The 11,994-nt window shown below is 39.3% G+C and carries 7 protein-coding genes; all 7 read left to right on the top strand.

The annotated features are described in order from the left end of the window. The first annotated feature begins 103 nt into the window (after positions 1 to 103). The 7 genes from MTBBW1_RS09280 (at position 104) to MTBBW1_RS09250 (ending at position 11,950) form a co-directional block, all read left to right on the top strand. Positions 104 to 2,068 (top strand): sensor histidine kinase, encoded by a 1,965-nt coding sequence (locus MTBBW1_RS09280; RefSeq protein WP_186441183.1) that lies wholly within the window; start codon positions 104 to 106, stop codon positions 2,066 to 2,068. A 218-nt stretch (positions 2,069 to 2,286) separates the two neighbouring features. Beyond that, complete coding sequence (locus MTBBW1_RS09275; protein WP_186441182.1) at positions 2,287 to 3,648, top strand: hybrid sensor histidine kinase/response regulator; 1,362 nt, start codon at positions 2,287 to 2,289, stop codon at positions 3,646 to 3,648. 94 nt (positions 3,649 to 3,742) lie between these two features. After that, on the top strand, positions 3,743 to 5,179 hold the full coding sequence (locus MTBBW1_RS09270; RefSeq protein ID WP_080802394.1) for a hybrid sensor histidine kinase/response regulator: 1,437 nt from the start codon (positions 3,743 to 3,745) through the stop codon (positions 5,177 to 5,179). Between the two features lie 173 nt (positions 5,180 to 5,352). Then, complete coding sequence (locus MTBBW1_RS09265; protein ID WP_080802392.1) at positions 5,353 to 6,264, top strand: transporter substrate-binding domain-containing protein; 912 nt, start codon at positions 5,353 to 5,355, stop codon at positions 6,262 to 6,264. Between the two features lie 294 nt (positions 6,265 to 6,558). After that, positions 6,559 to 8,448, top strand: a complete 1,890-nt coding sequence (locus tag MTBBW1_RS09260; RefSeq protein ID WP_186441181.1) for a sensor histidine kinase — start codon at positions 6,559 to 6,561, stop codon at positions 8,446 to 8,448. Positions 8,449 to 8,725: 277 nt separating this feature from the next. Next, positions 8,726 to 9,712 (top strand): ABC transporter substrate-binding protein, encoded by a 987-nt coding sequence (locus MTBBW1_RS09255; RefSeq protein ID WP_186441180.1) that lies wholly within the window; start codon positions 8,726 to 8,728, stop codon positions 9,710 to 9,712. A gap of 66 nt (positions 9,713 to 9,778) precedes the next feature. Then, positions 9,779 to 11,950 (top strand): sensor histidine kinase, encoded by a 2,172-nt coding sequence (locus MTBBW1_RS09250; protein WP_080802385.1) that lies wholly within the window; start codon positions 9,779 to 9,781, stop codon positions 11,948 to 11,950. The last annotated feature ends 44 nt before the right edge of the window (positions 11,951 to 11,994 follow it).

Genomic DNA, 11,994 nt, shown 5'->3' with positions numbered 1-11,994 from the left:
TGAAAAGCATGCTTCATAAAATCAGGATAATCCCTTAATCATGAAAAGCATGCTTCAGAAAAAGTGTAAACCGATGAATGAAAGATGCCAAAAGGAGATAGTTATGAATATCAGAGAGGATAGCAGCCAAAAAACAATTGTGTTTACTGTAATGGTGCGGGTGGTTCCCGCAGCAGCACTTTTGTTGATTCTCATATGGCTCGGGATTCGTTATCTCTCCTTGGGCTCCCTTGAAAAAAAATTCCAGAGTACACTTGCCGCAAGAAGTGAAATGGTTGCCAGTGCAGTTGGTGAAAAACTTGATGATCTTAGAAGATATACACATTTTCTGTCGTCAAATGACCTTATTATTAATAGTCTCATAGACCAGACAGCAAGAGAAAATTATCTTCCGGCTTTTTTTCAATCCCTTGAGGTTCCAGGTGTTGATAATGCCAATGTCTCTCTTTCAGACTACAGGGGGCGTTACATTATATCAAATTCCAGTGACTATCGTGACTTTCAAGATAGTGACATCCAAAGTGAAGTGATGGCTGGAAATAATGTTTTCAGGATAAAGGAAAATATAATTGATGTGGCCATGCCTGTTTTTTATATTGATTTACCAGAAGGCATGATAGTCCTATCTGTTACTAATTCAGATTTTTCAAAACTTTTCAGCATGTTAACCTTGGATACAACCGTTGAATATGCAATTATCCTTGAGCCAAATGGTCTTATTTATGCAAGCGAAACTCTTTTTTATAAAGAAATAACAAATCTACCAGAAACTATACAAAATCAGAATATAACAAAGAGTAGGCAAAAACAGAAATCAGACAATGGTGAAGATGAAGAGTGGCTGAAAAACAGGGTAAATGTACCTGGGTATGAAAATCTTCATATAATATGCGGCATGAAAAAAGATTCCCATCGTGGAGAATATTCAAGGATGGACAGGTTTCTTGTAGCTGCCATGATGCTGGATCTTGCAGCCCTTATCCTTGGAATTTATATGAGTTCCAGGCTCACCGGAAAACCTTTAAGTGTTTTTGTAAAGCTCATAGACAGCGCAAGGCAATCCAGGAAATATATGGCCGATCTTCCGGAAACCGGTCCCCATGAAATCAGATCCCTTGCATCTGCATTCAACTCACTTATCATGGAGCTTGAAAAGGCCAGGGCAGAATCCATGAACACCGCAATTGAAGCAGGCAGGGCGCAGCTTTCAGCCATGGTTCTCCACAACATCGGTAATGCTGTAACCCCCCTTAACATCCAGATAAACCGAATGGATATAAAAGAGATAAGTACAATACAGGAATACCTTCAGAAGTGTTACATGGATCTTGAAAATAATATGAACAATTTGTCAGAATATGTTCAAACTGACCCAAGGGGGAGACAGGTTTTTGAATATCTTGAAGAACTTATTGTAACTTTAAAAGAGGCAGGTGAACGACAGAAAGAAAAAATTGAATCTGCTTCCGGAGCAGTCTCCTATATTTCTGAAATACTCTCACTTCAACATCATTATGCTGCAACTGGAAAAGAGATCCGTGAGCTTGTAAGCATTAACAGCATCATGGAGACAGCCTGGAAAATTAACAGATCTGCCCTTGAAAAATCAGGGATCAACCTTCAGATGGATCTCCAGCCAGATATGCCTAAGCTTTTTATTGATAAAAGCCGGCTGCTTCAGGTTGTAATCAACATACTGAAAAACAGTTGTGAAGCCATAGAGCAACTTGAAATAGAATCAATAAAATATCATGATAGTCAAGATAATTTAAAAAAAGAGAATAACATACAAATAGTAAAAGATAGTAACATTCAAAAAAATATTAAAATCACAACATTGATAGATAGAAATAAGATAGGATTTACGGTTAAAGATAGTGGTATCGGGATAAATCTTCCATCTCTGGAGAGCCTTTTTGAATTTGGAGCATCAGATAAAGGTTCATCAGGAATGGGGCTCTATTATTGCAAAATGTTTGTTGAGGTAAATAACGGAACAATAGAGATGACAAGCCAGGGATTGGGAAAAGGAGCAGTGATAACAATTCTCTTCCCAAAAGCAATATAACGGCCATGGCAGACAAACCTGCCACAACGAAGCATGAAAGTCCTGAGAAGCCTTGAATCACGGGGACTTTCTTATAAACGTACATGGCTGATGACCGCCACAATCGAAAAGATGCGTTCAAGGTCATTCAAATAAAAATAAATTGTCCATTCACCTCACCCCCAGCCCATTGCTGGAAGGGAGGGGTGGGTAAGACATTAAAAAGGAACAAATACAACATGAATAATACAATTAATTATCCGTTTCAGGAAAACAGAAAGATACTTTTAGTTGATGATGACAAGGGAATTCGGGATGCCTATATGACCATACTCTCTGAAGAGAAAGATTCCGCTCTTATTTCAACTGGCAAATCGCTTTTTGGTACACCTGAGCATCTTTTTGACAAAAAAAGTTCTGAAAATACAGATTTTAACAACAAAGGGGAGATTGTTCACAAGGATAAAGACAAAATTACAAATAGTTATGATGAGCATAAAAACATTAATTTAAAGCCAAGTTATGATCTTACACTTGCAGAAAATGGAACAAAAGCCATTGAAAAAGTAAAGGCTGCACTGGAAGAAGAGAGTCCCTTTGCCCTTGCTTTTATAGACATGAAGATGCCGGGAATCAACGGAGCTGAAACATCAAGAAGAATATGGGAAATTGATCCAGACATAAAGATAGTTATTGTAACAGCATACAGTGAGTACACACTTGAAAAGATCATAAAAATCATAGGCAGGGATGATATTCTGTTTCTGCGAAAACCATTTTTCAATGAAGAGATTCAACAGCTTGCCAGAACCCTTACCCACACATGGAATCTTGAACAAAATCGCCGGAACCAGAAAAAAATACTTGAGCAAACTGTAAAAATGCAAACTGCTGAACTGAGAGAGCTTAACCGGAAATTCAAAAAAAGATATATTGAGAAAAATGCCATGATCCACTACCTCTGCCATGAAATCAATACCCCTTTAAACTGGATAGGAGCAGTTGAAAACATTGATCCGAACAATCTTGAAATTGATGACAAAGAGATGCTCTCTTATATATCCCTTGGCGGAGAAAGGCTGTCAAAGTTCATGGAAGAGATGGTTTCATATTTTGATCTTGCAAATCCCGAAGCCACCATAACAAAGGAAAATTTATCTTTAAAACATATAGTTGACTCTGTTCTTGAACAGAAGGCTGAAGATATCAAATTGAAAAAGCTCACTGTAAATAAAAATGTACCACAACAGCTTTCAATTGATGCAGATGCAGAACTTTTTAGCCAGATGTTGAATAGCCTTGTTGACAACTCAGTAAAATTTTCAAGGGAGGGTGGAACGATATCTGTAGAAGCGTTGAAAAATGATAATATGCTGCGAATTGAAGTTGCAAATCAGGGAAGCAGTATCAAGAAGGCAAAAATGGAGAGCATTTTCGATCCCTTTGCAAATCTTGAAGATACTCGGCACAACGGTATGGGATTTGGACTAAACCTTCCCAAGGCAAGGATTATAACGGAGCTTCACGGATGGAATCTGAATGTCAGAAGCGAAGCTGAAGATGGTGAAACATGTTTTTACGTTGATATTCCTGTAACCTGACTTAGAGAATACAGAAACAAAAAAGGTTTTTTGATTTTATTGCCCAAATAACACAAAAATCAGAAATAAAAACCTGAAACAAGAGAGGCTTATCATGGAAGAAAACAGAAGAATCCTGGTGATTGACGACGATGTTGGAATTCGTGAAACATATCAGAGCATACTGCTTCCCGAGGCAGATGAGTCTGAAACCATATCAATGGGAAGGGCACTTTTTGACATGCCCAAAGGGTCTGAATCCGGCTTTTTGCCTGGTGAAACTTTAAAAACATCTCCGGATAAATGCTATGAAGTTGTTATGGCTGAAAACGGAACCATTGGTATTGAAGAGGTAAAAAAATCCCTTGGAGAAAACCGCCCATTTTCAGTTGCATTTATTGACATGAAAATGCCGGGTCTCAACGGAGGTGAAACATCAGGAAGAATCTGGGAAATTGATCCCTTTATAAAAATTGTGATTGTAACGGCTTACAGCGAATACTCTCCTGAAGATATCATTGCTGTGACCGGAAGGGATGATATATTTTACTTAAGAAAACCATTTAACCATGAAGAGATACTTCAATTTGCAAGGGCATTGAGCAATACATGGAATCTCGAACATAAAAAAAACCAGCTCCAGGAGAGCCTCAGAAATGCCAACGAACAACTTGAGGAGATGAATCAAAATCTCAAAGATAAGGTGCAAAAACAGGCATCCATGATTGTACAGGCTGAAAAAATGGCTTCCATAGGTCTTCTTGCAGCAGGTGTTGCCCATGAGATCAACAATCCTGTGGCCTTTGTCCGCTCGAATCTTTCGGCCATCAAAAAATATTTTGAGCGTATTGTTGATCTTTATGAAAAATATGCAACACTTGAAAAGTGGCTTATGGGGTCAGGTTCTCCTGATGCTGCAACGCTGTTACATGATATTTCTCAACATAAAAAGAAAAACAGGATTGATATTATAATGGCTGATCTTGAGGATCTTGCCAATGAATCAATTGAGGGAATTGACAGAATAAGGGATATTGTCCAGGATCTCCGAACCTTTTCAAGGGTTGATGAGTCTGAATACAAGATGCTTGACATCAACAGCGCCATTGACACCACTTTTAAGATGGTCAAAAGCGAAATAAAATACAAGGCTGTTGTTAAGAAAAATTACGGCGATATCCCTCACATTCTCTGCTATCCCCAGAAAATAAGCCAGATTTTCATGAATCTTTTTGTCAATGCAGCCCAGTCAATTGAAGAGAACGGCACCATTGAAATAACCACACGCTCTGTGAAAAAAGGCAAAAGAAAAACCGACCATTTCGTAGAAATAGTAATAAAAGATACGGGATGCGGCATACCTGAAGTGAATCTTCAAAAACTTTTTGATCCTTTTTTCACCACAAAGCCTGTGGGAAAGGGAACAGGACTTGGGCTCAGTATTGTCTATGAAATTATAAAGGCCCATCATGGAACAATCGAAGTTGAAAGCGAAGTTGGAAAGGGAAGTTGTTTTACTATACTTCTGCCTGTCAACGCTGAAAACAGATAGCTTTTTTTACCGTGGAAATAGATACAAATTTCCATATTCGGGGGTGACTTAATGCCGGTCATGACCGTTTACCGTTGAAATAGATACATTATTTTCATGATCGGGGGTGGCCGGACTCCAGCCATGAAGGTTTACCGTGAAAATGACTATCCTTTCAAAAACAGGAGAAAATTATGAAATATTATCAAATTTACAAAAAAAATAAATATAACTTTCCGTTAATATTTTTTACAACCCTTTGCCTCTGGCTCTGTCTGATCTTGCCTGCAAAATCATTTTCAGGAGATCTTGACGAAATAATGAAAAACAAAGTTATCCGTCATCTTGGAGTTCCTTATGCAAACTTTATCACAGGCAGTGGCGATGGCATGGATGTTGAACTTATTCAGGGTTTTGCAGAACACCTTGGGGTTAGATACCAATATGTTGAGACATCTTGGGGAGATGTTACAGGAGATCTGACGGGGAAAAAAGTCAAGGCAACAGGTGACGATATTACAATAATCGGTGAAGTACCTGTTAAAGGCGATCTTATCGCCAACGGTTTTACTGTGCTTGAATGGCGTAAGAAAATTGTAAACTATTCAAATCCCACATTCCCGACCCAGGTGTGGATGATAGCAACTGCCGATAGTAGCTTGCAACCTGTCATACCTGGAAAAACCATTGAACAGGATATTGATAGTGTAAAATCCCGCCTTTCCGGCCTCACAGTTCTGGGTCTGGCAAATACATGCCTTGATCCAAAACTTTATGACATAAAAGGAACAGGGGCAACCGTAAAGCTCTTTCATGCAAAACTCAACGAAATGGCACCGGCAGTTATCAACAGAGAGGCCGATGCCACCCTTCTTGATGTACCGGATGCACTTATAGCCCTTGACAAGTGGCCAGGAAAAGTCAAGGTGATAGGCCCTGTTTCCGGCAAGCAGGAGATGGCAGTAGCTTTTCCCAAGGATGCTCCGGAACTTCTAAAAGCATTTAACGCCTATCTTTCAGAGGTAAAGTCAAATGGTATATATGTAAATCTGGTCAAAAAATACTATCCTGCTGTATTTGACTATTATCCTGAATTTTTCGAGTAAACGGTCATGGCCGGCATTTAACCACCCCCGAATATGGAAATTTGTATCTATTTCCACGGTAAAGTTATTTATTTAAAATTACTCAAAATCCACATTTTATTGCTTTTTCATAAGTTATTGCAGTTGTCTGAAACAGGATAACCAGGATGGATAGGATGCTCAGAATAGATAATCCTGCCTTATCTTTGTTAATCTTGGGAATCCTGATTCAGACATTGTTGACAAGGATCATAGATGTCGCAGTTGAGTATTTAAAGAATGTCTGACCTGAAAGCAGGAGGGAGCTATAACAAAATGTTTAGAAAAAGAACCGCCGCCGTTTTAGCAGGGGGGATACTTGTACTTTTTCTCTCTTTTTTGCTGATTGTCAACTACAGATCCCTTATTCGCCTTCAGGAGAGCGCTCTTACCCAGTTTGTGCAGAATCTTGACAAGCAGGCAGGAGCTATCAGCTACTTTTTTTCGGAGAGAATTATTGACATGAAAAACCTTGCCGGAGCAAGGGAAGGCAATATCTTCTTTGAAAACAAGGCTCTTGGAATGTCCATGGCCTATGGACTCAGGGCAAGTCTTGTGCAAATCGACAAAAGGTTTGATCGCCTAATGGAAGAGAAAAAGATGGGCGAAGACCCTATATATGCAAGGATTGTATTTGTTGATGAGTCAGGCGGCCTGCTATCTGACAGAAGAAGAGAAATCCAAAAAAACCATAAAGAATCCATTGATTGGTACACTTTTTTAACACCGGAAAATCCGGAACCTGCTATAATGGCTTTTTTTGTCAGCAATCATATGGATATTATTATAAGTATCCCATATTATTTTAAAAATCACTACAAGGGGCAAATCATTGCATGGCTCAACTGCGGGGCAGTTAATAATATGCTTTCAAAAAAAGGAGGCACCATTGACGCTCTTCATCTTTATATAGACTTTGGGATTTATGAAAAATATTTAAATGATGCTTCATTTTGTGCTGGAAGTGACATCCATCTTTTAACCATGATAAGGAAAACAGCACCATTACAAACTCTCTTTTTTGATCTTTCAGGAAGTGACGGCAAAAAGATTCATTATGCCGGAGCAAAGGCCGCCATTGCAGGAACTCCATTTTTTCTGGTAATGGCAATGCCTGCTGGTGAAATGGTGGGTCATGCAACTCCGATGCATCTTTTGATAGCAATGATCGTATTGGCACTTTTTGTCACAGGAGCAGCACTTTTGCTATGGAGAATGGACGCAAGGGAGCTTGTTCTCACAGCACGTCTTAGGGAAGAGAGCATGCGAAAAAAAGCAGTTGAAAAGGTTGTGCAGGAGAGGACTCTTGAGCTGAAGCAGACTCAAAAGGAGCTTCTATCAAAGGCCGTTGATGCAGGCAGAGCACAGCTTGCGGCAATGGTTCTTCATAATATTGGCAATGCAGTTACCCCTGTTGGGGTAAACATGGAGAAGCTTAAAAAAAGCAAAATCAAGGCTATGATTTACTATCTTAACCAGTGCTACAAAGATCTTACAGCACATCAGGAAAACCTCACTGAATATGTTACGAAAGATTCTCGTGGAGTACAGATAATTCAATATATGGGAGCACTGCTTGATGATATTGAAAAGGAGAGAAAAAAAGCAGCCAAGCTTCTTAACAATGCAACTGCTGCAATAGAGTATGTAAGTCAGGTTTTGAGCCTTCAGCGAAGCTATGCGCCTTCAGGCAAAGAAATGAAAGAGAGCGTTCTTATGAATTTTGTGGTGGAAGATGCTCTTAAAATTCAGGAGGCCACCATATCAAAAAGAAACATAGAGATTGAAAAAGAGCTGATGAGTGACCTGCCACGTATATCAATAGAAAAAAATAAGCTTATGCAGGTTGTGGTAAACTTCATAAAAAACAGTTGCGATGCCATTGACGAAAACACGGAGATAGAAAACCACACTATTTCCATAAAAACAGTCTGTGACGACAAAAACCTTGTACTCACAATAACCGATACAGGCTGCGGTGTTGAACCTGAAAAACTTAACGATATTTTTGAGTTCGGTATATCCACAAAAGGCTCTTCTGGTTTTGGTCTCTACTACTGCAAAAGCTTTGTTGAGGCAAACAATGGAACCCTTACACTTGAAAGCAGCGGTAAAAACAGAGGAGCCACTGTAATGATGAGCTTCAGGCATGACAAGCAGTCTTAACAACTCAAAATCGACATTTTTTTCATAATCGGGGGTGGCGTAGAGAGACAAAGTAATCTTTGTCTCTACTGTCATGACTGTTTAGTGATTATAGTTGGCCATGAAAGTTTAGCTATGAAAAAGGGTATCCTTCATTTGACACCAAAAGTTCTTTACACTTTTTGTGTGAGATTCCCGCAATTCAGAGTTTTCTATCCGGAAAGTGTAAACTGGGAAATGAAGGATGCCAAAAAAACAAGCGAATCATGACTGTAGTGAAAAAGTGAAGGAGGCGCAAATGGATAAAAAGCAAATAAATCATATCATTTTCATGGGATTCTGCATAGTGACAGCCCTTGCAGGAGTCAGCCTGTTGCAGATCGCCTGTTCCAGCCCTGAAAAACTTCCTATTCGCATTGGCGTCAATTCCTGGCCTCCGTGCGAGCTGTGGTACATCGCAGATGAACAGGGCTTTTTTGGAGATACAAAGGTTGAACTGGTAAGATTCTCTTCATGGCGTGATAACATGCTCTCATTTTACAAGGGACATCTTGATATTACACATGCATCCTACTTTAATGCTCTCTATTATTCTGATAAAGGTGAAAAAGGTAAAATAATCCTCAGAACAGAGACAATTGAAGGTGGAGATGGTCTGATTATTAAAAAATCCATAAAAGATATAAAAACTCTTTATAACAAAAGCATTGCTGTGGAAACAGGTACTGATGAACATTTTCTTCTTCACAAATCACTTGAGCTTCTTGACATTTCAACTGAAGATATAACCATTGTATCTGTTCCAACTGCTGAAGCTTCCATAAAATTCATTAATAATGAGGTGGAAGGCTCTTTTCTTTATGAACCCTTTATGAGTGAAGCTGCTGCAAAAGGGGATGGTCGGATAGTATCAACAACAAAAGAGTACCCAGGATACATGATTGATGTACTTGTAGCTGGAAATAAATCCATTGAGAAGCGGCGAAAGGATCTTCAAAATATAATTGAAGCCTGGTACAGGGCAATGGAGTATGTTGATAAGAATCCTGAAAAGGCATTTACACGAATGGCACAAAACGAAAATATGACAATGGAAGAGTTTGGCAAATTCTACTCCTACTTCACCTTTTATTCCATTAATGAGAACAGGGAATATATGAAATCAGATACTTTTTTTTCAAAGCTCAATGAGATAAACTCATTTCTTCTTTCTAAAAAATTTCTGAAAGATGCTGTGGATGTTCACACACTGGTTGACACAACAATCATTGACGCTGTTTACTGACTCTTTAAACCTTTTAAGTAAATCCTTTTTTAAAAATCCGGTACAAACCTGAAAAGGAGTATAAAAATGAAAATTATTCATTCACTCTACACAAAGGCAGGGATTGCCCTTCTTTGCATAATGGGCGGTGCTGCTGCAATTTCAGGATTTGGAATATCTTTTCAGATAAGGGATCGTCTCCAGGCCCAGCTTGAGGAAAATGCTGATTTTACGGCTTATATCACCGAACGCGCCCTTGCTCCACTCATTGATGGCCGGAACTATACTGAAATACAGCAACTCATTGAAACAACAGGTGCTTATAGATTTATAAAAGCCATTTTTCTTATTGACAGAAATGACAATATAGTGGCATCCAGCGATATTTTCACCATTGGGGAACACCGGAACCTTCCCATTGTAAAAAAGATATTTGAAAAAAATCTATTAAAGATGGTTGACAGCACAGATGAATTTTATGCCACTGCCTATCCTGTCAGGACAAGGTCATATGATCCGGGATCTGAAAGTGATATTACACACGTTCTTTATCTTCTACTGAAAACAGACACACAAAATCAGATTCTTTCAAGCCTCAAAGGCTCCATGATCCTTCTCATTGTGATAATTTTTGCTGTAATTGTGCTTCTCGGTATAGGGCTTATCCATTTTATAATGATGAAGCCTCTGAACCGCCTTATCCTGACAATGGAGAAGATTGCAATGGGAGGAGAGTACCGGCAGAGCATCAATGTAAAAAGAAAGGATGAACTGGGTATTTTTATGAACCACTTCAACCATATGGTTACAATGATTGCAAGCCGAACCGAAGAGCTTGCAAGGAGCAGGGAGAGGCTTGACCTTGCCCTTGAAGCAAGCGAAGCAGGCCTGTGGGACTGGAATGTAGAGACAGGCGAAGTAATATGGAACGAAAGATGGGCAACAATGCTTGGATATGGGATGGATGATATAACCCACCATGTCTCATCCTGGGAAAAACTGCTTCATCCTGAAGATAAGGAACGTGTAATGAAGGAGCTTGAAGCCCATATGTCAGGGAAAAAACATCTTTATCAAACCGAGCAGCGTCTCCTCTGCAAAGACAATAGCTGGAAATGGATTCTGGATACCGGCAAAGTGGTGGAGAGAAACAGCAAAGGCAAACCTGTACGGTGCCTTGGTACCCACATTGACATAACCCATCGCAAAAAGATTGAGGCAGAGCTTGAAAATCATCGTAAAAATCTTGTTCAACTTGTAAAGGAACGTACAAGAGAACTTGAAAAAACCCAGAAAGAGCTTATCAACAAGGCAGTGGAGGCCGGAAGGGCACAGCTTTCTGCAATGGTACTCCATAACATTGGCAATGCAATAACTCCGGTGGGTGTTACCATGGAAAAACTCAAACAGGGCAATATCAAACCCATGATTGAGTATCTTGTCCAGTGCTACCAGGAGCTTGCTGAACACAAGGAGACCCTGACGGAATATGTAACCAGAGATCCCAGAGGAACTCAGATTGCCCGATATATGGGAGAACTTATAAAAGATATTGAAATGGAACGCCAGAAAAACGATTCACTGATAGAAAAGGCATCGGCTGCAATAGATTATGTAAGTCAAGTGTTGAGCCTTCAGAGAGCATATGCGCCGGGCACAGATGAGATGAAGGAAAATATCAGGATAAATCATCTTGTGGAAGATGCTCTGAGAATTCAGGAGACATCTCTTTCCAAAAGGGGAATAATTCTTGAAAAAAATCTTGCATCCGGACTTCCTCTCTTTTCAATGGAAAAAAATAAGTTCATGCAGGTAATTGTAAATTTTATCAAGAACAGTTGCGATGCCATTGACGAAAATCCCGATTTTGCACCACACAAAATTGAGGTCTCCACCTATTACAGGGAGGGAAAGGATAACTCTTATTTGCAAAAGGAAAATGACCAATCTTATTTCAAGGAGAACAATGATGCATCTCATTCCAAGGTGAGAAATGATGATTCTTCTTTAAATGAGAGAATTGTTTGCTCTTCAGGACATATAGGGATAAGGATCTCAGACACAGGGTGCGGAGTTGAAACTAATCAGCAGTCAAGGATCTTTGAATTTGGCGTATCCAGCAAAGGCTCCTCTGGATTTGGGCTTTATTATTGTAAAAGTTTTGTGGAAGCCAACAATGGAACCCTTGAAATCTTCAGTGAAGGAAAGGGGAAAGGTGCTGCTGTAATACTGGAATTTGAACTTGACAATTTCGGATAATAAATAGCAATAAAAAAACTCAAGAGTTGTAAGTTCTCTTTTGG

The organism is Desulfamplus magnetovallimortis, from assembly GCF_900170035.1.
GTDB lineage: Bacteria > Desulfobacterota > Desulfobacteria > Desulfobacterales > Desulfobacteraceae > Desulfamplus > Desulfamplus magnetovallimortis.
Note: the sequence above shows the minus strand (reverse complement) of the source record. Positions and strands in the feature narration are given on the sequence as shown.